Origin of the sequence: Paenochrobactrum sp. BZR 201-1 (genome assembly GCF_044987585.2) — a bacterium.
Taxonomy (GTDB): Bacteria; Pseudomonadota; Alphaproteobacteria; order Rhizobiales; family Rhizobiaceae; genus Paenochrobactrum; species Paenochrobactrum pullorum.
Window position 1 is genome coordinate 85,668 of the sequence record NZ_JBJDRZ020000019.1, and the last position, 22,254, is coordinate 107,921.

Below are 22,254 nucleotides of genomic sequence, written 5' to 3' on the forward strand. Positions count from 1 at the left end.
TGGTGGGAAAAGAGCGTTTTATAGCTGCAAACCATGACAGGCATAAAAAAAAGAGGGCTTAAAAGCCCTCTTCAGTTTGCCAAAAATATAAGTAAAATAATGGCTTAAACGTCGATGACTTTGCCATCCTGCAAGGTCACACGGCGATCCATCCGGCGTGCCAGTTCATGGTTATGTGTGGCAATCAATGCAGACAAACCTGACTGACGCACCAATGCTTCCAGCGCCTCAAACACATAAGATGATGTATGCGGATCAAGATTGCCGGTTGGCTCATCTGCCAGCAAAACAAGCGGCGCATTGGCAACGGCGCGGGCAATCGCCACACGCTGCTGTTCACCACCCGACAATTCAGCCGGACGATGCGATGCACGTTTACCGACTTTCATATAATCCAGAAGCTGTTGCGCACGACTTTCTGCTGCTGCCTTTGGCAAACCACGGATCAATTGCGGCATCATCACATTTTCAAGTGCTGAAAATTCCGGCAGCAAATGATGGAATTGATAAACAAAGCCAATGTCATTACGGCGAATGGCCGTACGCTCACCCTCGCCCAATTCGCTGCAGGAGCGGCCATTGAGAAACACATCACCATGATCGGGACGTTCCAGCAAGCCTGCCGTGTGTAAAAGTGTGGATTTACCTGCACCCGATGGCGCAACGAGTGCCACCATCTCCCCGCGTTTCAGACTAAATTCAGCATCTTTCAAAATAACCAGTTCACGGTCAATTTCTTTATAGGCACGACTGACACCGGAAAGGCGTAAAATCGGTTCCGCAGCCATTATTCGTACCTCAGAGCTTCAACAGGATCGAGCTTGGCTGCGCGCCATGCCGGAAAAATGGTTGCGATGAAAGACAATACCAGTGCCATGATAATAACCGTGAGCGTTTCGCCCAAATCCATCTTGGCCGGAAGCTGGCTCAAGAAGTAAAGCTCCGGGCTGAACAATGTGGTGCCGGAGATCCATGAGAAAAACTGGCGGATCGATTCCACATTCAATGTAACAACCACACCGAGAATCACACCAGCCAATGTGCCGGTAAAGCCGATAGCAGCGCCGGTCATCAGGAAAATGCGCATCACGGAACCGCGGGTAGCACCCATAGTGCGTAAAATTGCAATATCGCGCCCTTTATCCTTCACCAGCATGATGAGGCCGGAAATAATATTCAAGGCTGCCACCAATACGATCAGTGTCAGAATCATGAACATCACATTGCGTTCAACCTGAAGGGCTGAAAAGAAGGTCTGGTTGCGCTGTCGCCAATCGGTCAACAGCAGCTGTCTTGCTGCCACTTCTTCCACCGGCCCTTTTAATTCGTCAACTTTATCCGGATTATCGATAAAGATTTCCAAGGATTGTACACGACCTTCCTGATTGAAGAAAAGCTGTGCTTCATTCAAGGGCATCAAGACAATCGAGGCATCATATTCCGACATGCCGATTTCAAAAATCGCAGCTATATCATAAGATTTCACGCGCGGGTTCACACCAAAAGGTGTCACATCCCCGTCAGGTGATATCACCTTGAGACTGTCGCCAATGGTCAGCCCCAGATTTTGCGCCATACGCGTACCGATAGCCACACTGCCACCGTCATCAAAGCCTTGCAAAGTACCCTGACGGATATTTTCAGCAACCAGTTCCAGCTTATCAATATCTTCTTCACGAAGACCGCGCACCAAAGCACCGGTTCCGGCACCAATATTGCCCTGCACCAGTGCCTGCCCTTCCACTACAGGAATGGCAAAGGTAACCCCTTTGATATCATCCACACGCTTGATCAGATCAGCATAATCTTCCAGTGGCTGATCTATTGGCTGCATGATCAAATGACCATTGATACCGAGAATACGGGTCATCAATTCGCTTCGAAAACCATTCATGACCGCCATAACGATAATGAGGGTCGCCACCCCCAGCATGATGCCGGTGAAAGAAAAACCGGCAATCACCGAGATGAAAGTCTCGCGGCGGCGCGCTCGCAAATAGCGCCAAGCGATCATGCGTTCAAACACCGAAAACGGTTTCGAATCCAAACTGGATGCTTTTTTCTCGACGCGTTTGGCAGAAGCTGCCGCCGTTTTTGTCATTATCGGCCTGCCAGGAAATTAATCGCTGCTTCAACAGAAAGGGTCTGTCTTTCGCCGGTTGCACGGGTTTTAATTTCAACTTCACCATTGGCAACACTGCGCGGGCCTGCAATCACCTGATACGGCAAGCCAATCAAATCCATGGTTGCAAATTTCACGCCTGCACGCTCGTCGCGGTCATCCAGCAACGGATCAAGACCGGCATTGATCAATGCTTCGTAAATCTTGGAAGAAGCGGCATCACAAGCCTCGTCACCCGGCTTCATGTTGACAATACCAACATCAAACGGAGCGATAGCTTTTGGCCAGATGATACCATCATCATCATGCGAGGCTTCAATGGTCGCAGCGACAACACGTGACGGGCCGATACCATAAGAACCCATCGAAACCAGATGTTCTTTACCATCAGGGCCTTGAACCTTAGCGCCCATTGGCTCGGAATACTTGGTGCCGAAATGGAAGATATGGCCAACTTCGATACCGCGTGCAGCTACCTGTTTGCCAGCTTCCACTTTTGCCCAATCAGCTTCGTCATGCATTTCTTCGGTGGCCGCATATGGTGTCGTCCACTTATCAACAATGGCTGCCATTGCTGCATCATCAAAGAAGTTGATGTCGGCGCCCGGCACTTCCAGATCAAGATAGGCGCGATCACAGAAAACCTGACTTTCGCCGGTTTCAGCCAGAATAATAAATTCATGGCTAAGATCACCGCCGATAGGGCCGGTGTCAGCGCGCATCGGCACAACCTGCACACCAATGCGGGAGAATGTGCGCAAATAGGATACAAACATACGATAATAAGCCGCTTTTGCGCCTTCGTAGTCGATATCGAAAGAATAAGCATCCTTCATCAGGAATTCGCGTGAGCGCATTACACCAAAACGCGGGCGCACCTCGTCGCGGAACTTCCACTGAATGTGATAAAGATTAAGCGGTAAATCTTTATATGAACGCACATAAGAGCGGAAAATGTCGGTGACCATTTCTTCATTGGTCGGGCCAAAGAGCATTTCCCGTTCAGAGCGGTCCTTAATGCGCAGCATTTCCTTGCCGTAAGCGTCATAGCGACCACTTTCACGCCAAAGATCAGCAGACTGAATGGTCGGCATCAAAATTTCATTACCGCCGGCGCGGTTCTGCTCTTCGCGGATAATCGCATTAACTTTGTTAAGGACTTTCAAACCCAGAGGCAACCAGGCATAGATACCGGCAGACTGCTGACGGATCATACCAGCGCGCAGCATCAAACGGTGCGAGACGATTTCCGCCTCTTTAGGTGTTTCCTTAAGAATGGGCAAAAAGAACTGCGAAAGACGCATTAAAACCACCAATCAGAGAATAGCCCGTTCGGCAAAGAATCAGGCAAAAAACTATATAAAGCTCTTAATTTCATAGCCACATCTGCAGATAATGGGAACCCGAAGAGTAAGCTTTGTTACCATTGTTGCACTTTGAAAAAGCTTTAAAGTCAATTCGGCACCAAATCATGGCAAAGAGTAAAGCCCGACCAAATAGTTGCGTAACATTTTTTGTAGCCGCTTGTTTTGCAGCCACAACAAAAAAACACGGCACCAACCAGACTTTCAAAGTCTGACCAATGCCGTGATTGCATATCAATTATTTAAAGCCAAACGCCTTAATCAGACGTTTTCGTTTTTCAAACGCACCAAATCAGGTGGTGTTGCCTCTTTAACCAGTGATGCAACAGCTTCATCAAGGCTCATGGACGACTGGTCACGTGAACCAAGACGGCGGATATTGACGGTGCGCTCTTCCGCTTCACGATTACCGCAAACCAGAATAACCGGCACTTTCTGCAGTGAATGTTCACGAACCTTATAATTGATCTTCTCATTGCGAAGATCGGTCGTGACCTGCAAACCGGCAGCTTTCAGCGTTGCAGCCACATCGCGCGCATAATCATCTGCATCGGATGTAATCGTTGCCACAACCACCTGAATTGGCGCGAACCACAAAGGCATATGACCGGCAAAATTTTCGATCAAGATACCAAGGAAACGCTCCATTGAGCCGCAAATCGCGCGGTGAATCATCACCGGCTGCTTCTTCTCGGAATCATTACCGATATAGAAAGCACCGAAACGTTCCGGCAAATTGAAGTCGACCTGTGTTGTTCCGCATTGCCATTCACGACCAATCGCATCACGCAGCGTATATTCGAATTTCGGACCGTAGAACGCGCCCTCGCCTTCGAAGATCGACGTTTTAATTTCCGGAGACTGTTCTTTAATTGTCTCCAGAACTTCCATCATCACACCTTCGGCGCGATCCCAAAGCTCATCCGAGCCGACACGCTTTTCAGGACGCGTCGACAATTTGATCGTTATGCCTTCAAAGCCAAAGTCTTTATAGACAGACAAGATCAGGTCATTGATACGAAGGCATTCTGCCGCCAACTGTTCATCAGTACAGAACACATGCGCGTCATCTTGCGTAAAGCCGCGAACACGCATCAAGCCATGCAGAGCGCCTGATGGTTCATAACGATGCACATTACCAAACTCAGCCAAACGAATTGGCAGATCGCGATAGGATTTCAAACCATGTTTGAAAATCATCACGTGACCCGGGCAATTCATTGGCTTCAACGCAAAGACGCGGTCATCATCAGTGTCATCACCGGCAACAGTTACCTTGAACATATTGTCGCGATACCAGCCCCAGTGACCTGATGTTTCCCAAAGGGATTTATCAAGCACCTGCGGTGCATTAACTTCCTGATAGCCGTGATTGTCCAGACGACGACGCATATAACTGACGAGTGTCTGGAACATGCGCCAGCCTTTAGCATGCCAGAACACAACGCCCGGCCCCTCTTCCTGAAAATGGAACAAATCCATTTCACGTCCCAGACGGCGATGGTCGCGCTTTTCAGCCTCTTCAAGCATTGTCAGATAGGCTTGAAGGTCTTTGTCGCTGGCAAAGGCTGTACCGTAAATACGCGTCAGCATCGGATTATTGCTGTCACCACGCCAATAAGCACCAGCGACTTTCATCAGCTTGAAAGCATTACCCACCTGACCGGTAGATGCCATATGAGGACCACGGCAAAGATCAAACCAATCACCCTGATAATAAATATTCAGGTTCTGATCTTCCGGAATAGCGTCAATCAGCTCAACCTTATAGCTCTCGCCTTTGTCGGCAAAAACTTGCTTGGCTTTATCGCGCGACCAGACTTCCTTGCTGAAGGCTTTATTGCGACCGATAATCTCGCGCATTTTCTTTTCAATCACCGGCAGATCATCCGGTGTGAAAGGTTCGTTACGCGCAAAATCGTAATAAAAGCCGTTTTCGATCACAGGGCCGATGGTAACCTGTGTACCGGGAAACAGTTCCTGCACAGCTTCTGCGAGGATATGAGCACAATCATGCCGAATAAGCTCAAGCGCGCGCGGGTCTTCGCGGGTCAGAATTTCCACATCACCAGAAGCGCCGAGCGGATCGCTCAGATCACGGATGGTGCCATCCATGACATAGGCCACAGCTTTTTTCGCCAGTGATTTGGAGATTGATTCTGCCAGCTCCGCGCCGGTCATGGCACTGTCATATTCACGTGACGAGCCATCAGGGAATTTTAACGAAACAACATTCGACATAATTTTGTCCTTATCCAGTCCCGCCAACGATTGCGGGTGGTTGTCTTCATTGAATTGATTATTTTGATTGCAAACTAGATTTTTCAAGAAAATTCTAAAGTTTACAGTCTGCACAAGCTCATAAATGTTTTTGCAGCCAAGGTAAAGCTTTCAAGCTGCATCAAGCTTTGGTTTTGCGGGCGATAAGCCAATAGCGCCACGGCTTATACCAGCGATAACTCTCCGGAATTGCCTGCGGCACCGGATCAAAACCATCAGTACCAAAAGGTCCGCAACGCATTACGCGAAAAAGCCCCATCCAGCCGCCGCTCCACAAACCATACCGCGCAATGGCTTCATAGGTATATTCCGAGCATGTCGGCAAATGGCGGCAGGAATTGCCGATAAAGCCCGATAATGTCAGTTGATAAAGCCGGACGAAACCGGTGCCAAACAACCGCCCCGGCGTTTTTCTCCATGCACCATTGAAATTGCGCCCCATATAGGGCTTACGCTCTGCCTTGGCTTTGGGCGCATGATCATGACCGCAGCCGCACATCAGCCAGCCTGCCCCACATGTTCGCCCTGCTCAATTTGTGTCAGGCAATCCACCACCGCGTCAAACACCAATAATGTTGACGCATGGCGCGCCCGATAATCACGCACAGGCGCAAAATATTTAAAATCGCCAAAACGTCCCTTCGGCGCATCACCGTTATTTTTCAGCATTTCATACATGCACTCACGTAAAGTTTTCAGCTCTTCCGGTGTCGCACCAATGATTGTGCGCGCCATAACCGAAGCCGTTGCCTGCCCTAAAGCGCAGGCTTTTACATCTTGCCCATAATTACTGACAATTCCATCAATCACGTCCATATCTACGATGATGGTCGATCCGCATAATCTGGAATGCGCCTTGGCGCTTGCCTGCGGGTGTTCCAGGCGCTCGGTCTTGGAAATACTACCGGCAAACTCCAAAATCCGCTGATTATAGAGATCGTCAATCATGGCTCAATCTGTCTCGCAAATCCGATAAGGCACACATGATAATAAACATGCCCTTTTTTTGATGCTGTTTCCATACTATATAATCATCTGATAAAGCTTGCGCCATAGTTTAAGCCAGCATAGCGATAATTGTCGTGCAATCTTTAAGTATTTCAGCTAATAGCTGTTAAGCTTGCGATAGCCAGACCAAACAAATACTCTTTTATTTAAAAGAGACAAAAATCCTTCCAATACACACCTGCAATCTATCAGGTTTAATATGTATTGCCGTTCAACTCGTCTCCTCCGCGAAGGAGACTACGGGAGATACTAAAATGGATCATCCATGCGACAACAAGATTGAAGCCGCTGTAAATAGTGACATGATGGCAGCTGTAAAGCGCCCGTCACAACAAGAAGCCGAAGCAGCAGTACGTACCTTATTGCTCTGGGCTGGCGAAAATCCCGATCGTGAAGGCCTGCTGGAAACGCCAAAGCGCGTCGCCAAATCCTATAAAGAACTTTTTGCCGGTTATGGAGAAAATCCGGAAGACATTCTCGGCACCACTTTCGAGGAAGTCGGCGGCTATGATGATCTGGTATTGGTGAAAGACATTAGTTTCCACTCTCACTGCGAGCATCATATGGTGCCGATCATCGGCAAGGCACATGTGGCCTATCTGCCGGATGGCGAAGTTGTCGGCCTTTCCAAAATTGCCCGCACGGTCGAAGTCTTTGCCCGCCGCCTGCAAACACAGGAAAATATCACCGCCCAAATCGCTAACACAATCCAGACGATTTTAAAGCCACGTGGCGTCGCTGTTTTATTGGAAGCAGAACATATGTGCATGGCCATGCGCGGCATCCGCAAGCAAGGCTCCAGCACCATCACCACCACCTTCACCGGTGAGTTCCGCGATAATGTCAACGAACAGGTTCGCTTTATGAGCCTGATCCGCGCATCTTGATTACAAAAGTTTGAAGAGAACCGCATGAGCGTTGAATTTTTGTCCCAGAGCGAATGCACAAAACACGAAATTGAAGAAGGTTCCATTTTCGCTCCCCGTTTTGACAGTAACGGCCTGATCACCGCAGTTGTCTGCGATGCGCGTGACAACGCTATTTTGATGGTCGCTCATATGAACGCGCAAGCACTCAGGCTGACACTGGAAACAGGTATTGCCCATTACTGGTCGCGCTCGCGCCAGCAATTATGGAAAAAGGGCGAAACATCCGGAAATTTACAAACGGTTGTTTCGCTTAGCACTGATTGCGATCAAGACGCACTCTGTCTTCATGTGGAGGTAGCGGGCAATGGCCCTACCTGCCACACGGAAAGACACTCGTGTTTTTACAGGCAAGTCAGTCTCGTTGATGGCGAAACCCGTTTAACAATCAAATCAGAGTAATTTTTTTAAAGACCTCACCCCACCGGTGAGGTCTTTTTTCTATGTAAGTACCTCAACGAGATTCGGGCGCATGAATCCAATTCAGCGAAAAATCAACCTGACAGTGTCCCGCAATTATCTCCACAACTTACAAAACAACTATTGTGGAAAATCTGTTTCTTTTCTCGCACATGCCAGATCGGATCAGAAGGCCGGAAATACTGGCTTTTTGCTGCATTGAATCATGAAAAACGTAATTGCAGCAATGTTTTACGAAAATAATTATGATAATTTTATTATAGGGCTTGTGCAGTCATAAGTGATTTGCTAAATCGCCTTCACCGAAGCAGTTCGGTTTCTACCACACAGTGCGGTCGTGGCGGAATTGGTAGACGCGCAGCGTTGAGGTCGCTGTGGGGCAACCCGTGGAAGTTCGAGTCTTCTCGACCGCACCATTCTCTCCTTACGAGGATTGAGATTTAATTAACAAATTCAATTCGTTAGTTTAAAGTTATATTTTTACAATTCCTCACCATACCGCCAAAAACCTCCATTGATTTTATTATGGAACTTAAATTAAGCCATCACCCTTTCACCCTGCAATAACCGGCAAACGCTACCGGCCAAATGTCGCAAACGCGCCTCCAATTGAAACGGCTACGATTGATATAAGCATCATCGCACCACTCCGCGTTTAAACCACTTCCTGATTCCTTCCCCCTCTTTAACCGAGTGTCCAGTACGTCAAGCTTTTGGTGGCTTGGGCGCGCCAGACCGCTCGCCATATTGTTTTTGAAACATCACAGACAATGAAAACATTAGTGTATTTCGTGTTTTCCACACCCTACCACAAGGAACATATGCCTAGATATTGACAAATATTCCTATTTCGTTCACCTTAGAACAAAAGGAGTACGAGTCATGAGCAGCAATGTCCAAACAGCCGAAAAGTTCATTGTAATCCCCTATCGTAAAAATCGCCGTAACTTAGTCGCCGCAGAAATGAGACCAACACAAACCGCAGAGAGTGCGACAAGGATTGCTGGGCTCATGGCAGAACGCTTTGCCGGCGTTGTTGCTTATGCAGTCACGGTAGACACAGAAACAGGCGATATGAATAACCCACGCCTGCTCGCCTCTTATGGCGAAGTTCCAGCACAACAAGAAGACTAACAACCAATTCACATTTTGTAGACATGAACTTGCGCATTTTGTTGCGTGAGATTGATGTAACTCGCCTTAGTTTAGGAAAAAGTTATGCGTAAGCCGGAAACGATTGAACGGCTATATCTGGACTTTGACGGCTTCTTTGCCAGCGTTGAGCAACAATGCGACAAACGTCTGCGTGGCAAGCCCATCGGAGTTGTGCCTTTTGCTGGCACAGACCGGACAGCCGTGATTGCATGCTCAAAGGAAGCCAAAGCGCGCGGCGTGAAGAACGTTATGAAAATCAAAGACGCCATGCAAATTTGCCCCGATCTGATTCTGGTGCCACAAAAGCCTGATCTGTACCGCCGCGCGCATAATGCCCTGCTCTGCGAGATAGAAACTATTATTCCCATTGATGCAGCCAAAAGCATTGATGAGCTGACTTGTGTGCTGGATGAAAATGGTCGTCAAAATCCTGAAGCTCTAGCGCAAGCAATCAAGACACATCTTGCAGAAACAATCGGCCCATACATCACCTGCTCAATAGGATTTGGAGCTAACAGGCACTTGGCCAAGATGGCATGCAAGGCTGGCAAGGAGGCAACCAAACGAGCAGGTAACTCTGGCAACGGCTTAGCCGTCTGGCACCCTCACCTGATGCCTGCCCCACTTTTTGAGGTGCAACTGGAAGACATTCCGGCAGTCGGTCGCAACATGGCACAAAGATTATACCGCCATAATATCTATACGACTGAGGCACTTTATAACCTTCAGCCGAAACACATGCGAAAAATCTGGAACAATGTCACCGGCGAGCGCCTTTGGTATGCTCTGCACGGTTACGACATTCAGACACAGCCGCAAAAACGCGGCATGTTCGGCCACGGTCGTGTGCTGCCGCCTGAAGCCAGAAGCATCAACGGTGCCTATGAGATTTCAAGGCTACTGCTCACCAAAGCTGCCAGACGGTTAAGGCGCGAGAACTATTATGCCAATGGCTTATCGCTTTGGCTATCCATCCGTGATGACGGATGGTTTCGCAATATCAAAATTCCGACCGTCAATGACGATCAAGCCATCCTGTCTGCCTTACGAGAACTATGGGACATGGTGCACCGTGATTTTCCACGCGGCCTCACCATTTTGCGTGTCAGCGTGACGCTTTACGATCTAAGCTCTGCCGATGCACGTCAGATGGATATGTTGAACAATGACGATATGATGCGCCAGAAATGGGAGAAAGCCAGCACAGCCATCGATAGCTTAAACAATCGCTATTCCAAAACCATGGTTAGTATGGGCGAATGGAAACCACCGGCAGGCGGCCATGTTGGCGGCAAGATAAGCTATGTGCGCATCCCATCGCCTGAAGATTTTTGGTGATCAAATGACGCGTCTTTATGGATTAAGCCACAATGACCTCTACTCTTTTTCATCAGGGAAATGACCTATCCCTTTGGATTATTAAAAAACAAAACAACGCTAAAAAACTTAAATACAAGATGGATAAAAATCCCATAATATAGACGCCTACAAATTTAAACTTGGAAAAAATAATAAAGCCCCGCATAAAGCGAGGCTTTAAATATTTTATCTGCAAATGATCTGAAAAATTAGAATAGCCGACAATTGTTTACCAACAAATTTTTCATTGATTATTAGCATCAGCCTTCTTTCATTATATTATGAAAGCTAAACTCTTTTATATATTATCCAAACACCTTGAAACGGGCAGAATCATCAATAAATGTTTTTTCCGCAAATGGTGCTTCATTGGAACCAAAAGGCATTTGGGCGATTAGTTTCCATGAGGATGGAATATCCCAAGTTTTTGCCACTTCATTATCGATCAGTGGGTTATAATGCTGAAGACTGGCACCGATTCCAGCTTCGGCAAGAGCTGTCCAAACAGCAAATTGAGCCATACCTGCAGAGTGCTGTGAAAAGATCGGGAAATTATCGGCATAAAGCGGAAAGCTTTCCTGAAGCTTCTTAACGGCATCCTGATCTTCATAAAATAAAATAGTACCTGCACCAGCTGCAAAACTGTTCATTTTGGCTTCAGTTGTCGCAAAAGCATCAGCAGGTACAAGTTTACGCAATGTTTCTTTGGTAATCGACCAGAGTTTTTCACTCTGCTCCCCAAACAAAATAACAGCACGTGATGTTTGTGAATTAAAGGATGATGGAGCCAATTTGATTGCTTTTTGAGCCAAATTTATAACTTCATCTTGAGAGATCGGCAGGTTTTTACCCAAGGCATATTGCGTGCGTCTTTTGCTGATCAGCTCAATTGTAGTGCTGGTTGTCATAAGATCGGTACCTTTACATTTCATCTATATTTTATTGACCGCCTGACCTCAATTTCGACCGGGCTTAAAATCTTGCACTGTACATAAGTGACTAATTGTGAATTGACTAGATTGAAGAACCGAACGGTGTGTTAATCACATGAATACAATCATTAAGGCTTGCACGAATCAAACCGAGCTTCGTGTCTGTATAGCTGCCTCTAGCGTATGAAGTTTGTGCCGTTAACCGGTTCCAATCAAAATTCAATTGACTTTTCTGCATCAAAGAACAAATAAAGAACGGTCAATAAGGTCTCAATCAATGACAACTGAAACAGCTTCTGAAAAATACATCATCATTCCATATCGCAAAAACAAACAAAAACTTGTTGCCGCTGAAATGCGGCCAGCGCAATCTGCTGTCAGTGCTGAAAGAATTGCTGCTGCAATGGCAGAGCGTTTTGCAGGTGTTGTAGCCTATGCCGTTACGATTGATGAAGAAACCGGTGACATGATGGAGCCGCGGTTACTCGCCTCTTTTGGCGAAGTACCGGCTGAACAGGATGATTAAACTTCTCACAGGATTCTGCCTGGAGCAGGCCTCCCAAAAGTGGGCACCGGTTTTGGGATAAAGACATGCGTAAAAACAAAACGCTAGAGCGAGCACAGTGGATATGATTAAGTGCGACACGCTCTAGTTTAGGCTATCTGCAAGTAATCATTTAGAAAAAGGCAAGCTTTGCATGGTGATTAGCATCGTTACGACTAAGGAAAGGCCCGAGCTGGCACAAATCACCGGCGCATGGCGATGGGAGGCTTTCTTCAGTGATACGGATGTTTCTCTTCAAGATGTTGTCGCGATAGATGTCGCATGTACAACCGAAGCGAATATTTTACCAACCGTCTGGGTTCTGTTAAAGGATGAACAGGCCATTGGTATGATTACACTTTGCCTTGATGATTTGGAAAACAGACCTGAACTTAATCCTTGGCTGGCAGGACTTTACATTGTCCCGCAATATCGAGGCCAAGGTCATGCTTTACAGTTGATTGCACATCTTGAAGCAGAGGCCGCAAAAGCAGCCATCGAACGTTTATCGCTCTATACCGACGGATCCGTCGGACTTTATTCAAAAGCCGGTTGGAATATAATTGAAACCTTTGATGAAAAGGGGGGGACTTATTCCATCATGCAAAAACAGTTTAATTTGAGCTGATTGAATTTTCAGCTTACATAATATGCAAAAAAGGCGGGAAATCTGGAAGCGGTCACTATAACAACCGCCCCTTTATTTTCCCGCCTTTTTTGACATTCCGTTAGTTTATTTGGCAGTTTATTCCGCTTGTTCAAAAACGAATGGTTCGGCATCAACGAATTTATCGGATACTTCACCAACCATAATACGCCCCATGTCCACCCCTAGATCAAGTTTGCGGACTTTTGCACCTTCCGAAAAATCCAGCTTTTTCAAATCCACCCAAAATACATTGGGGGCTGTGGCTGATTCTGCTTGAAATTGCAGCGATTTTTGATCTGCCACAATGCGCCAGCGCGTTGTTGAAAGATTGGGTGCATCCGGAAGGCTGACGCCATAAGGCACAGACGCATTGCGCACCACACTGAAAACCGCGGCTGAAGCAATACGCGGATCATCTGTTTGTGTGACGGCATTCACATAAAATCCGGCACGAACAAAGCGGTCTTCAGAGCGGCCGCTCCCCGGCAAAAAGTTCAAAGAATTAATCTTTGACCAATATTCTTTGTTGGCAAGCTGGAAATCATATGCAGGATCATTGGTGACCGCCTGATATGCCCGGTCATGGTGGATATTCAATTTACCATCGATCCATTCCAGAATGGCACTATCGCCGCTCGAATCGGAAAGTGTCAGATGTAGAGGTGCCAGACTGCCGGGGCGCCCCGGAACTTCACCACTAACGACCTGAATCGGGTTTTGACGGGTATAATCAATGGCTTCTTTAACACTTGCAAATTGATCCAGATAAAACTGAGCCCAAATTGCCAGCGACATACGCGGTGTTTTTTTGTCATCAGCGGGATATTGTGATGCATTCAACCAGAGAAGGCTGGCATTAAGACCTGCTTCATTCATGCCGTCTACGGTTGAAATATCATAGCCGGAAACAGCAAGGCTTCCATATTTGGATGTCCATTTAACCGAACGTTCACCAGCCTGCCCCCCACGCTCCATACCTTTCGGGAAAACCCAGAAATTGCTGATCATGGGGTCTTTAAAATCCATACTGCGGCCGGTCAATACGCGCCCTGCTTCACCGTGATAAACCACGCGTGTGCAAGCCTGCACTTCAGCGGTCATTAGAGCCGCAATTGCCGTTAAAGCAGCTGCAAATTTGGTATAGCGATACATAGTAACCACCTATTCATTGAAGGACTGGTTTCAGTTAAATTGCAGTATAAACAATAACAACTTTATATTATTTGAAAATAATGATCACTATCATGTTTTAAATATTTTATCGTCAATTGAGTGCGATCAATTGTTGCAAATGATCATTAAAATCACCGCCTTCGCCACCCGCATTAATGGTGTCAAAATAAGTATGCCAACCGGACTGGGCAATACCATTAACCAATGCATCGAGTGCCACATTATCGTTGCAGCGCCATATTGCATAAAAACTATTTTTGCTTGAAGAAAGTTTGGTTTGATCAATAGTGCCCAAAGAAATCGCTTCCACACCGAGAGCCGCCAAAGCTGGCATCGCTGCGCCAACCTGATTTAAAAAATACAAGCGTTCCTCAGATGATAAATTCAGCCATGCTTGTTTGGGGCTGTAGAGCTCAGCAAGATAATGCGCCATTATTTTTTCCTTTGAAATTTAAATACTCAGTTTCGAATCGAGCGCATTGCACGTTTACAAATGCGTTGGGTTGCCTTTGAGGGCAAATTTTCCATCCACCGCAAACATAAGTCCTGAACCCAATCAGCACGATCTTTCGATGCATCATTAAGCCAGTTTGCAACCGAATCCTGCACATAAGGAGAAGGATCAGCTTTGAGCGCCTCCAGTAAAGGCATAACTATTTGTGGATTTTGTTTTAAAATGCCGATATGGGCGCACCATACTCCACGCGGGCGCAGAGATTCAGTTGCGAAACGACGAATATATTCGCTGCTATTTTGTGTCCAAGGCTGTAATAAGTTGACCGCTTGTACGATGTCTTTAGCCAAGTCATCACGAACAGCCATCCACGACCATTCACGCACCCCAAAATGGCGATCATCAGCCAGTGGTTTAATCGCGTCCAAACGTTGCGGCAGCGTTAAATCCGTTTGCTGTCCGATCATAAAGCATACCCATCCACGAACCGTATCAGAAGGGTGCTTTGAAAGTTTTTCGATAAACACAGTGCCATATTCGGCTAAAATGAAAGTCGCCATCAAACGCATTCGCCTGGAGATACCTGCATCTGCCTGTGCTTTTATCTCCGCAAGTTTTTTTTCGCTGAGATCAGGTAAGACATGCTGAACCAGTTCTCTAAAATCCACTGCCAGACATTCGGTCAGATTTGTGGTTTCGACACCATGGTTCAAAGCATACAAACGTTGCGGCGTGATATCTTTTACGCCGCACGATTTATTTTTTGTTTCGCTCATGATGAATCACCATCTAAATTTTTACGAATACGCTGTAAGAAACCATCTAATGTTTTTCGCTCTTCATGAGAAAAGCCGGCAAACAAAGCTGAAATCCATCGTGTGTGTTCGTTAAAAAGTTCGTGCGCTATTTGGCCGCCCTGCTCTGTCAGCATGATCGTGATTTTGCGCCTGTCATCCGGGCTGGGGCACCGTTTGATGAATTGATCGCGCTCCAAGCCATCAAGAAGCCCCGTAATTGTTGCGCGCGTGACACCTGCCCGCTCTGCCAATTCAAATGGCGACAAACCATTGAGCTGTCCGTTTAGCAAAAACAGCAGCACAAATTTCCCCTCAGAAAGACGATATGGCGCAAGACGCGCTGCGCAATCTTTGTCGATCGCACCAGCCAATGCCAACAACTCAAAACAAGCATACAGATTATCGGTCTGCATTTGGCCGCGCCGCTCTGTCTCTTCAATAAGCGCCAGATGTTTTTGTTCTAAATTTTTCATAAGCCGACATATAATATGGCGCCTAACTAAAATCAAATAAAAAAAGAACAAATCCGGAAGTTTATAAAACACCGGATTTGATCCCATTCAAACACTTAAAAAACGCTGAACTTACTCGCTCCACGGCCCTTGATATTCACTCACCTTGGCTGTCATATCTGCCCGCGGACGTTCAGGGACATCGACCTGCGATGTACCGATATGAATAAAACCTGCGACACGCTCATTTGGAGCAAGACCTAGAATTTTAAGCCCCTCTTCATCACGAGAGTACCAATTGGTGATCCAATTGGTACCAAATCCCAGCGCATTGGCTGCGTGGCATAAATTCATTGCCGCAGCTCCGGCAGACAAGAACATTTCCCATTCCGGAATACGCGGATGTTCAACCGGTGAAGACACAACACCAACAACCAAAGGTGCGCGATCAAACCGTTTCAGCTCCTGCTCTTTACGGCCATCTGTTAACGGGCCTTCAAGCGCTTCCGCGCGCTCTGCCAATAATTGGCCCACTTTTTGGCGTGCATCGCCCCGATAGATAATGAAGCGCCATGGCGTCAAACGTCCGTGATCCGGCACACGCGCAGCAAGTTTTAAAATCAACTGCAGCTGATCTTCATCAGGCCCGGGTGCAGAAAGCGCAGAAATGGGCGTCGAGTGACGCTTGGAAAGAAATTCAATAACCGGCTCTTGCATTTACAGACCTCATTCAACAGTTCATTCAACGGCTGGCAACTGCGAAAGCAGCCGCTTTTCCATTCTGATGGCGAATAAAACGAATGGTTTGTCGCTTGCCATTCATTTGACAGAGATAAGTTTCATTTTACACCAAAATGATAGAATTCTTTTTTAAGGCTTCGGTATTTTAAAACAAGCAGAAGCTTCGTTTTTTCCGACCATTTTATGAGTTTTGTCATCAACAAATAAAATAAATCAGAAAAAGACAATTCAGGCCTTGAAAAGGCCGTCAGACTGGTTTCAAAAATAGATATGTCATATCAACTGTTCCGTTTTTCTTTTGCTAATTTTTCGGTGCGCCTTGGTGCAAGCCTTTGTGCTGCGTTAATGGCCGTAACTGCCGGCACAGCGCCCCTGATGGCCCAAGAATTAAACATCCAGCCGAAGCTGCCGGATTTGTCACATATTCTGCCGCCAAGTACAGACCTGAAGCCGCTGCCTTTTTCCACGATGAGCGAACCGGAGAAAGAATATCCCGAGCTCGTTTTAAAGGCGAAATTAACCGATGAGTCGCCAGATATTACCAACGGATTGATTTGGCGGGTTTTTTCACCTGATGCTGGCGATGATGGCCAGTTGCCGCTGATTGCAACAGCAAAAGGCGGAACAGTAACATTTACACTACCTAAAGCCAGCTATCTGGTTCATGTTGCTTACGGACGTGCGGGCGCCACAAAACGCATTACCATGCAGAATGAAGCACGCCATGAAACCATGGTGCTTGAAGCCGGCGGCCTTAAACTGAATGCCGTTTTGCCTGAAGGCAAAAAACCGATTGCCGATCTCTTGCGTTTTTCCATTTATGGTGATGATGACACCTCCAACGACAGGTCGCTGATCCTGCCTGATGTAAAACCGGATGTAATTACACGTTTAAATGCCGGCACCTATCATGTGGTTTCCAATTATGGCGCTGCAAATGCTGTCATTCGCGCGGATATTCGCGTTGAAGCCGGTAAATTGACAGAAGCAACAGTTGAGCATCGTGCAGCCAATATCACGCTGAAACTGGTACGTGAAAAAGGTGGTGAAGCACTGGCTGACACCTCATGGTCTGTTCTCAACGCCTCCGGCGATGGTGTGCGTGAAAGTGTTGGTGCCTATGCTTCCATGGTTTTGTCGGAAGGCGAATATATCGCTATCGCAAAAAATAAAGACCGGATCTATCAACGTGACTTCAAAGTGGTTTCCGGCCAAAATGACGAAGTTGACGTGATTGCCAGCGCCGAATTTGAAGCCAATAATGGTACGATCGATAATGAATGATATTTCAGACAGGACATAGCCGTGACAACTGCGCATCAGGATGAAACCGTCAAAGCTGCCATGCTTGCCATTGGTGATGAATTATTATCAGGGCGCACCAAAGATAAAAATATCGGTTATCTAGCTGAAATAATGACCGAAATCGGTATTGATCTGAGCGAAGTGCGTATCGTTCCCGATGATGAAGCGCGTATTGTTGCCGCCATCAATGAATTGCGGCAGCAATATCATTATGTTTTCACCTCAGGTGGTATCGGTCCTACCCACGATGATATTACCGCCGATGCGATTTCAAAAGCTTTTGGCGTTGCATGCATTTATGATGAAAAAGCTCTGCAAATGTTGGCGGAAAATTATAAAAGCCGCGGCCTTGAGTTTACCGAAACCCGAAAACGTATGGCACGGATGCCGCAAGGCGCTGTGCATATCGACAATCCGGTTTCGACTGCGCCTGGTTTTAATATTGGCAATGTCTATGTGATGGCCGGAGTGCCTTCCGTATTTGAAACCATGCTGCATAATGTTGTCCCGACATTGCAAACCGGCAAAAAACTGTTGTCGAAAAGTGTCGATTGTCCGTTTGGTGAAGGTGTTATCGGCATCCCCCTTTCACAAATTCAAGAAAATCACGCGGATACAATTATCGGCTCTTATCCGAGTTTTAAAAACGGTAGTTTTTCAACGCAACTCGTTGTGCGTGGTCATGAGCAAGGCGCTATTGATGCAGCCGTGCGAGAAATTCAGTCAATGCTTGACGATTTATTGGCAAAACAAGTGCAATAATTTTTATCATTTTTATACCAAAATCTGAAATCTGTGCTTATATATAATAAGTACATCAGGAGGTCGAAGAATGTCCTATAAGACCGTACTCGCCTATATCAGAAGCGAATCTGAACTACCGCGAATTTTATCTGCTGTTGAGTTGGTTGTTGCCAAACATCCGGACGCCCATATTGTCGGGCTCTACTCTATTCCGGCAGCTGCAGTTTATGCCGATATTAACGGATTTATTGATCCGGGCATGTTCGAGATGCATGATAAGCATCACGATGAAAACGCCCTAAAAATCAAAAAATCCTTTGATGCCGCCATGAAGAACGGCACCAATAGTTATGAATTCCAGATTATCAAATCCGATACCGGAACCGGCGCACAAGGTGCAACCCAGATTGCCTGTGGTGCAGACTTGATTATTACCGGCCAAACAGATCTTGATGATCCTGATATCGCCAATGATGCAATTGATACATTGGTGTTCGACAGTGGCCGCCCTGTCCTTATGGTGCCTCTCAAACCTGTTAATCCGATCAAGGCGCTTGACCGCATTGCCATTGCCTATAATGGCAAAAGAGAAGGCTCGCGCGCTGCAATGGATGCGCTGCCATTATTAAAAACCGCTGAAAGGGTCGAATTGCTCTGGATTGATCCTCCGCTTGATGATCAGGGACAAGGTATTATCCCTCAGGCGCAAGAGCTGGCAAAAGCACTCAACCGTCACGGCGTTGATATCAGCATACAAACACTGACATCATCCGGCCGCTCGGCCATGGAAACCTTGCAAGAATATTTGCAAGCGACCAATACGGATATGATGGTGATGGGCGCTTACAGCCATTCACGGCTGCGTGAACTGGTTTTTGGCGGCATGACAAAATCTGTCCTCGGCAATATGCCCGCACTGACATTATTCTCTCGTTAAACCAATTGAACAATCAAAATAACACCGGAACACCATTTGCTCCGGTGTTATCTAAAAAACTGCATCGAACAAAAAAGCGCATCTCTAAATCGAGATGCGCTTTTTATCTGTAAAATATTTTAAAAAGCTATTTAATTTCAAATAAATAACTTTATTTCTTAATGTTTTAACTTACCGACCATCCGGTGTACGCAAGCCAATCCATTTATCTTTAACAGCTTCATAATGCTGCTCTGGCTTATATTCTGCTACCTGAAGGCTCAGATGACGAGCAGTCATGCGACCGGAAGCATTAAGAATTGCATAGCTGGCAACAACCAGATCATGTTGTGCCTTAACCTGCGCAATTTGCACATCGGTCAGATCATTCTGCGCCTTCAACACATCAAGCGTTGTTCGCTGACCAACATTCCGCTCTTCAATCACGCCTTCAAGCGCCAATTGTGCAGCAGAAATACCGGTACGTGTTGAAACCACATTGGCTTTTGCAGCTTCATATTGCGCCCAAGCTGAGCCGATACCCTGGCGAACCTGATCGCGGATGACATCAACTTCAATACGTGCTTGACCGAGCTTCTCTTTGTTCTGACGAACCAATGCAGACGTACGGCCACCCTGATAAATCGGAATAGTTACCCCCAAACCGATAGAAGCACTGTTTCCATCGGTAATGCTGCTATTGGTACCACCTGCATAAGTGTCAGTACGCGATGCCCCGGCGTTCAAATTAACACCTGGCAGCAAGGCACCTTCAGCCGATTTAACATCATAACCAGCAGCGTCAACTGCATATTGAGTTGCCAGGATGCCCGGATGCGTATCATTGGCAATTGCCAGTGAGGCGGCAGGATTGCGCGGCAACAACTTGTCGGCCGGCGATGCAGCAGAAAGTTTATCCGGCTCGGTACCAATAACTTCTCGATATGCTGCTTCTGCAGACTTCACATTGGCCTTGGCAGCGTTCAAAGATGCAACAGCATTAGCACGGCTTGCTTCCGCCTGAGCAACATCGGTACGTGTCCCTTCACCAACATCAAGACGGGCACGCGCGGCACGAACCTGTTCGTTCATCGCGGCCAGATTACGCTCATAAAGCGCTGCAATCTGACGAGCCTGATAAACATCCATATAAACGGTAACAGCACCATAGAGACTGTTCATCTCTTCGTTTTTAAGCTTCTCACGGGTTGCGAAAACCATCGATTCAGCAAACGCTACTTTGTTTTGGGTTTGAAACCCGTCAAAGAGCATCTGATTAAGCTCAACACCTACCTTTCCAACGGTTGCGTAGGTATTGCCCAGTGAATTGTGGCTACGCGAGCGAGCGACATTATAAGAGCCGTTAACTGTCGGACGGTAGCCGGATTTAGCAACAGCGACACCTTCGTCGGTCGCCCGCAATCCGGCGCGAGCAGAGTTAAGCTTGGCATTATTATGATATGCCTTTGTCAAGGCGCCTGTCAGCGTATCTGACCAGGCTGAACCGGACATCAATACGGAACCGGCTAATAATGCAGCTGTCAAAATGTTCTTGCGCGCCTTGTGCACCGTAAACCTCATCTCATTAAGTCAAATATCTACCGAACCAACTAGTTCGGTAACGTATCAATAACCATAAAACCGTTTCATTTCTAGCGCCCAAGACAACAGATCAACAAACAATCTCAGCAAGGTTGCAGATTTGCTTCAATCTTTTGGTTCAAAATGTAAATTCGGCTTTACGAGCAAATTCACGAAGCGGTTTTACCGACAAATTAAATGCATCACGACAAGAAACAACAGCATTTTCCTTGGTATAAACCCGTGCAATACCGAGGTTTCCTTGTCCTTCAACTGTTACCAGCCTACCGCCATCCTTAAGCTGGTCTTTCAGTGTTTGCGGCACAAAATCCGCGGCACCTTCGATCAGGATGACATCATAAGGTGCTTGCGCACTATGACCAAGGCCAAGTTCGCCGGACACGATCACAACATTGTCATAACCAAGAGAGCTCAAAACCGAGCCCGCCCGATCTGACAAATCAGAATCACTTTCCAGCGCAATGACCGAGCCTGCAAGCTGTGAAAGAATTGCAGCCGCATAACCACTGCCCGCTCCCACATCCAAGACCAGATCACTTGGCTTAATCTCTGCCAACTGAATGAGTTTTGCAAGAGGTGACGGCTCCATCAGATAACGAGAAGCATCATCCTTAAGCTGAATGTCTTCATCAATATATGCAAGCTCTTTACGATTTTCCGGAACAAATGCCTCACGAGGCACTGTCAGAAACGCGTCCAGAAGCGCCAGATCAGTGACATCAGTGGTGCGGATCTGGTTATCGACCATTTTGGTACGAAGGTTTTGAAAATCAGCCAACATGGCCTCGCCTTTCAGTTACTCGCTGCTCACACGCAGTATCGGTTAGCAAGCACATTGAGAGAGATACGACATTATCAATGCCCTGAGCCCCCTCAACGATATGCAATTGGATATTCACATGTGATGTCGCAAAAAAACTCTGTCCAGTCAATCAATAGACCGCGTGACGAAACAGCACTTAGTCAGATTGATTCTGTTGAAGGTAACTTAAAGACCAAAAAAGAACACAGGAAACGATCAATGCAAAAACATGCACTGTGGCTGATGCAGATTTTATCTGTTGATGAAATCTGAAGAACGATTTGCTTTTGAAGAAGAGTGGCTCCCCGGGCCGGATTCGAACCAGCGACCAACCGGTTAACAGCCGGTTGCTCTACCACTGAGCTACCGGGGAACAGTGCTCTATAAGCAATATGCTTACGTTTTAACTGAAAATCAACTGCTCTTCTTGACAAGAAGAGTGGCTCCCCGGGCCGGATTCGAACCAGCGACCAACCGGTTAACAGCCGGTTGCTCTACCACTGAGCTAC

Annotated in this window: 23 protein-coding genes and 2 tRNA genes; 10 read left to right on the top strand and 15 right to left on the bottom strand. The window is 46.9% G+C overall.

Annotated elements, in window-relative coordinates; genetic code table 11:
* Positions 1-104: 104 nt before the first annotated feature.
* The 6 genes from ACI0FR_RS12260 to ACI0FR_RS12285 all read right to left on the bottom strand — a co-directional run bounded on the left by ACI0FR_RS12260 (position 105) and on the right by ACI0FR_RS12285 (position 6,714).
* Positions 105-788 (bottom strand): ABC transporter ATP-binding protein, encoded by a 684-nt coding sequence (locus ACI0FR_RS12260; RefSeq protein WP_374832882.1) that lies wholly within the window; start codon positions 786-788, stop codon positions 105-107.
* Complete coding sequence (locus tag ACI0FR_RS12265; protein ID WP_374832884.1) at positions 788-2,101, bottom strand: lipoprotein-releasing ABC transporter permease subunit; 1,314 nt, start codon at positions 2,099-2,101, stop codon at positions 788-790. The genes ACI0FR_RS12260 and ACI0FR_RS12265 overlap by 1 nt, the downstream gene beginning before the upstream one ends.
* A complete protein-coding gene (proS, locus tag ACI0FR_RS12270) occupies positions 2,101-3,426 on the bottom strand; it encodes a proline--tRNA ligase (protein ID WP_374832886.1) in 1,326 nt (441 codons plus the stop codon). Before proS ends, ACI0FR_RS12265 begins: the two co-directional genes overlap by 1 nt.
* A 321-nt stretch (positions 3,427-3,747) precedes the next feature.
* On the bottom strand, positions 3,748-5,727 hold the full coding sequence (gene thrS, locus ACI0FR_RS12275) for a threonine--tRNA ligase (protein WP_374832888.1): 1,980 nt from the start codon (positions 5,725-5,727) through the stop codon (positions 3,748-3,750).
* A 160-nt stretch (positions 5,728-5,887) separates the two neighbouring features.
* Positions 5,888-6,265: a membrane protein insertion efficiency factor YidD gene (gene yidD, locus ACI0FR_RS12280; RefSeq protein ID WP_374832890.1), complete on the bottom strand. Its 378-nt coding sequence runs from the start codon at positions 6,263-6,265 to the stop codon at positions 5,888-5,890.
* Complete coding sequence (locus ACI0FR_RS12285; protein ID WP_404907895.1) at positions 6,265-6,714, bottom strand: iron-sulfur cluster assembly scaffold protein; 450 nt, start codon at positions 6,712-6,714, stop codon at positions 6,265-6,267. The genes yidD and ACI0FR_RS12285 overlap by 1 nt, the downstream gene beginning before the upstream one ends.
* 362 nt (positions 6,715-7,076) lie before the next feature.
* On the opposite strand from ACI0FR_RS12285, the gene folE reads away from it, so the two are divergent.
* The 5 genes from folE to ACI0FR_RS12310 all read left to right on the top strand — a co-directional run bounded on the left by folE (position 7,077) and on the right by ACI0FR_RS12310 (position 10,613).
* A complete protein-coding gene (gene folE, locus ACI0FR_RS12290; protein ID WP_374832990.1) occupies positions 7,077-7,661 on the top strand; it encodes a GTP cyclohydrolase I FolE in 585 nt (194 codons plus the stop codon).
* Between the two features lie 24 nt (positions 7,662-7,685).
* Positions 7,686-8,102: a phosphoribosyl-AMP cyclohydrolase gene (gene hisI, locus ACI0FR_RS12295; protein WP_404907896.1), complete on the top strand. Its 417-nt coding sequence runs from the start codon at positions 7,686-7,688 to the stop codon at positions 8,100-8,102.
* Between the two features lie 349 nt (positions 8,103-8,451).
* Positions 8,452-8,536: transfer RNA gene (locus ACI0FR_RS12300), tRNA-Leu, on the top strand.
* A gap of 466 nt (positions 8,537-9,002) precedes the next feature.
* Positions 9,003-9,254, top strand: coding sequence for a hypothetical protein (locus tag ACI0FR_RS12305; RefSeq protein ID WP_374832896.1), 252 nt, complete (start codon positions 9,003-9,005; stop codon positions 9,252-9,254).
* An 84-nt stretch (positions 9,255-9,338) separates the two neighbouring features.
* Complete coding sequence (locus ACI0FR_RS12310; RefSeq protein ID WP_404907898.1) at positions 9,339-10,613, top strand: Y-family DNA polymerase; 1,275 nt, start codon at positions 9,339-9,341, stop codon at positions 10,611-10,613.
* A 326-nt stretch (positions 10,614-10,939) separates the two neighbouring features.
* Here ACI0FR_RS12310 and ACI0FR_RS12315 read toward each other — a convergent pair whose 3' ends face one another.
* Complete coding sequence (locus tag ACI0FR_RS12315) at positions 10,940-11,542, bottom strand: nitroreductase family protein (protein ID WP_374832900.1); 603 nt, start codon at positions 11,540-11,542, stop codon at positions 10,940-10,942.
* A 301-nt stretch (positions 11,543-11,843) separates the two neighbouring features.
* Between ACI0FR_RS12315 and ACI0FR_RS12320 the strand changes: the two genes are divergently transcribed.
* Positions 11,844-12,092 (top strand): hypothetical protein, encoded by a 249-nt coding sequence (locus ACI0FR_RS12320; RefSeq protein WP_374832902.1) that lies wholly within the window; start codon positions 11,844-11,846, stop codon positions 12,090-12,092.
* 172 nt (positions 12,093-12,264) lie between these two features.
* Positions 12,265-12,738 carry a GNAT family N-acetyltransferase gene (locus tag ACI0FR_RS12325; protein ID WP_404907900.1) on the top strand — a complete coding sequence of 158 codons (474 nt, stop codon included), beginning with the start codon at positions 12,265-12,267 and terminating at the stop codon, positions 12,736-12,738.
* Positions 12,739-12,855: 117 nt separating this feature from the next.
* On the opposite strand, the gene ACI0FR_RS12330 is transcribed toward ACI0FR_RS12325, so the two are convergent.
* The 5 genes from ACI0FR_RS12330 to ACI0FR_RS12350 all read right to left on the bottom strand — a co-directional run bounded on the left by ACI0FR_RS12330 (position 12,856) and on the right by ACI0FR_RS12350 (position 16,352).
* The gene (locus tag ACI0FR_RS12330; RefSeq protein ID WP_374832906.1) at positions 12,856-13,911 is read right to left on the bottom strand and encodes a linear amide C-N hydrolase; all 1,056 of its coding nucleotides are present in this window, start codon (positions 13,909-13,911) and stop codon (positions 12,856-12,858) included.
* A gap of 112 nt (positions 13,912-14,023) precedes the next feature.
* Positions 14,024-14,365, bottom strand: coding sequence for a DUF6616 family protein (locus ACI0FR_RS12335; protein ID WP_374832908.1), 342 nt, complete (start codon positions 14,363-14,365; stop codon positions 14,024-14,026).
* Between the two features lie 26 nt (positions 14,366-14,391).
* A complete protein-coding gene (locus ACI0FR_RS12340; protein WP_404907904.1) occupies positions 14,392-15,162 on the bottom strand; it encodes a DNA alkylation repair protein in 771 nt (256 codons plus the stop codon).
* On the bottom strand, positions 15,159-15,656 hold the full coding sequence (locus tag ACI0FR_RS12345; protein ID WP_404907907.1) for a MarR family winged helix-turn-helix transcriptional regulator: 498 nt from the start codon (positions 15,654-15,656) through the stop codon (positions 15,159-15,161). Before ACI0FR_RS12345 ends, ACI0FR_RS12340 begins: the two co-directional genes overlap by 4 nt.
* Before the next feature lie 111 nt (positions 15,657-15,767).
* Positions 15,768-16,352 carry a nitroreductase family protein gene (locus ACI0FR_RS12350; RefSeq protein WP_374832914.1) on the bottom strand — a complete coding sequence of 195 codons (585 nt, stop codon included), beginning with the start codon at positions 16,350-16,352 and terminating at the stop codon, positions 15,768-15,770.
* A gap of 294 nt (positions 16,353-16,646) precedes the next feature.
* Here ACI0FR_RS12350 and ACI0FR_RS12355 point away from each other — a divergent pair, with 294 nt between their 5' ends.
* The 3 genes from ACI0FR_RS12355 (at position 16,647) to ACI0FR_RS12365 (ending at position 19,362) form a co-directional block, all read left to right on the top strand.
* Positions 16,647-17,660 (top strand): hypothetical protein, encoded by a 1,014-nt coding sequence (locus tag ACI0FR_RS12355; RefSeq protein ID WP_374832916.1) that lies wholly within the window; start codon positions 16,647-16,649, stop codon positions 17,658-17,660.
* A gap of 60 nt (positions 17,661-17,720) precedes the next feature.
* The gene (locus tag ACI0FR_RS12360; protein ID WP_404907927.1) at positions 17,721-18,443 is read left to right on the top strand and encodes a competence/damage-inducible protein A; all 723 of its coding nucleotides are present in this window, start codon (positions 17,721-17,723) and stop codon (positions 18,441-18,443) included.
* A gap of 70 nt (positions 18,444-18,513) precedes the next feature.
* A complete protein-coding gene (locus tag ACI0FR_RS12365; RefSeq protein ID WP_374832918.1) occupies positions 18,514-19,362 on the top strand; it encodes a universal stress protein in 849 nt (282 codons plus the stop codon).
* A gap of 171 nt (positions 19,363-19,533) precedes the next feature.
* Here ACI0FR_RS12365 and ACI0FR_RS12370 read toward each other — a convergent pair whose 3' ends face one another.
* The 3 genes from ACI0FR_RS12370 to ACI0FR_RS12380 all read right to left on the bottom strand — a co-directional run bounded on the left by ACI0FR_RS12370 (position 19,534) and on the right by ACI0FR_RS12380 (position 22,118).
* Positions 19,534-20,922 (bottom strand): TolC family outer membrane protein, encoded by a 1,389-nt coding sequence (locus tag ACI0FR_RS12370; RefSeq protein WP_374832920.1) that lies wholly within the window; start codon positions 20,920-20,922, stop codon positions 19,534-19,536.
* Positions 20,923-21,061: 139 nt separating this feature from the next.
* Positions 21,062-21,724 carry a protein-L-isoaspartate O-methyltransferase family protein gene (locus ACI0FR_RS12375; RefSeq protein ID WP_374832922.1) on the bottom strand — a complete coding sequence of 221 codons (663 nt, stop codon included), beginning with the start codon at positions 21,722-21,724 and terminating at the stop codon, positions 21,062-21,064.
* A 319-nt stretch (positions 21,725-22,043) separates the two neighbouring features.
* A tRNA-Asn gene (locus ACI0FR_RS12380) sits at positions 22,044-22,118 on the bottom strand.
* Positions 22,119-22,254 lie beyond the last annotated feature (136 nt).

Excerpts from the sequence above, each read along its gene's own strand:
- ACI0FR_RS12260 (WP_374832882.1), bottom strand. The coding sequence starts at position 788 with ATGGCTGCGGAACCGATTTTACGCCTTTCCGGTGTCAGTCGTGCCTAT.
- ACI0FR_RS12265 (WP_374832884.1), bottom strand. The coding sequence starts at position 2,101 with ATGACAAAAACGGCGGCAGCTTCTGCCAAACGCGTCGAGAAAAAAGCA.
- proS (WP_374832886.1), bottom strand. The coding sequence starts at position 3,426 with ATGCGTCTTTCGCAGTTCTTTTTGCCCATTCTTAAGGAAACACCTAAA.
- thrS (WP_374832888.1), bottom strand. The coding sequence starts at position 5,727 with ATGTCGAATGTTGTTTCGTTAAAATTCCCTGATGGCTCGTCACGTGAA.
- yidD (WP_374832890.1), bottom strand. The coding sequence starts at position 6,265 with ATGTGCGGCTGCGGTCATGATCATGCGCCCAAAGCCAAGGCAGAGCGT.
- ACI0FR_RS12285 (WP_404907895.1), bottom strand. The coding sequence starts at position 6,714 with ATGATTGACGATCTCTATAATCAGCGGATTTTGGAGTTTGCCGGTAGT.
- folE (WP_374832990.1), top strand. The coding sequence starts at position 7,077 with ATGATGGCAGCTGTAAAGCGCCCGTCACAACAAGAAGCCGAAGCAGCA.
- hisI (WP_404907896.1), top strand. The coding sequence starts at position 7,686 with ATGAGCGTTGAATTTTTGTCCCAGAGCGAATGCACAAAACACGAAATT.
- ACI0FR_RS12305 (WP_374832896.1), top strand. The coding sequence starts at position 9,003 with ATGAGCAGCAATGTCCAAACAGCCGAAAAGTTCATTGTAATCCCCTAT.
- ACI0FR_RS12310 (WP_404907898.1), top strand. The coding sequence starts at position 9,339 with ATGCGTAAGCCGGAAACGATTGAACGGCTATATCTGGACTTTGACGGC.
- ACI0FR_RS12315 (WP_374832900.1), bottom strand. The coding sequence starts at position 11,542 with ATGACAACCAGCACTACAATTGAGCTGATCAGCAAAAGACGCACGCAA.
- ACI0FR_RS12320 (WP_374832902.1), top strand. The coding sequence starts at position 11,844 with ATGACAACTGAAACAGCTTCTGAAAAATACATCATCATTCCATATCGC.
- ACI0FR_RS12325 (WP_404907900.1), top strand. The coding sequence starts at position 12,265 with ATGGTGATTAGCATCGTTACGACTAAGGAAAGGCCCGAGCTGGCACAA.
- ACI0FR_RS12330 (WP_374832906.1), bottom strand. The coding sequence starts at position 13,911 with ATGTATCGCTATACCAAATTTGCAGCTGCTTTAACGGCAATTGCGGCT.
- ACI0FR_RS12335 (WP_374832908.1), bottom strand. The coding sequence starts at position 14,365 with ATGGCGCATTATCTTGCTGAGCTCTACAGCCCCAAACAAGCATGGCTG.
- ACI0FR_RS12340 (WP_404907904.1), bottom strand. The coding sequence starts at position 15,162 with ATGAGCGAAACAAAAAATAAATCGTGCGGCGTAAAAGATATCACGCCG.
- ACI0FR_RS12345 (WP_404907907.1), bottom strand. The coding sequence starts at position 15,656 with ATGAAAAATTTAGAACAAAAACATCTGGCGCTTATTGAAGAGACAGAG.
- ACI0FR_RS12350 (WP_374832914.1), bottom strand. The coding sequence starts at position 16,352 with ATGCAAGAGCCGGTTATTGAATTTCTTTCCAAGCGTCACTCGACGCCC.
- ACI0FR_RS12355 (WP_374832916.1), top strand. The coding sequence starts at position 16,647 with ATGTCATATCAACTGTTCCGTTTTTCTTTTGCTAATTTTTCGGTGCGC.
- ACI0FR_RS12360 (WP_404907927.1), top strand. The coding sequence starts at position 17,721 with ATGCTTGCCATTGGTGATGAATTATTATCAGGGCGCACCAAAGATAAA.
- ACI0FR_RS12365 (WP_374832918.1), top strand. The coding sequence starts at position 18,514 with ATGTCCTATAAGACCGTACTCGCCTATATCAGAAGCGAATCTGAACTA.
- ACI0FR_RS12370 (WP_374832920.1), bottom strand. The coding sequence starts at position 20,922 with ATGAGGTTTACGGTGCACAAGGCGCGCAAGAACATTTTGACAGCTGCA.
- ACI0FR_RS12375 (WP_374832922.1), bottom strand. The coding sequence starts at position 21,724 with ATGTTGGCTGATTTTCAAAACCTTCGTACCAAAATGGTCGATAACCAG.